At 76.3% G+C, this 257-nt stretch carries 1 pseudogene; it reads right to left on the bottom strand.

The window, feature by feature from the left end:
- A pseudogene (locus ACH107_RS33945) lies at window positions 1–257 on the bottom strand (SseB family protein); the annotation flags it as partial.

The following is a 257-nucleotide window of genomic DNA, read 5'->3' as shown; positions in this document are numbered from 1 at the left end:
CCATTCCCGGGGCGGCCCCCGGGGGCTGGTCCGGCATGGCCCGCGCCGCGGGCAGATCGAAACGCAAGCCCACCCGTGCAAGGCGCTCGGTCACCGGCGCGTCCGGCTCGAAGAACCCGACGTCAAGCGCGCCGTCCTCCATCCCCGAGAACGCCACCGCCTCCCCGACAAGGCGCGCGAGCGCCCCCTCGGCCCCCGGCTGCGCCGCCACGAAGGCCAGCATGTGGCCCTGCGTGCCGTCGTCGTAGGCCACCGCC

It is taken from the genome of Roseovarius halophilus (ex Wu et al. 2025), from assembly GCF_047086965.1.
Note: the sequence above shows the minus strand (reverse complement) of the source record. Positions and strands in the feature narration are given on the sequence as shown.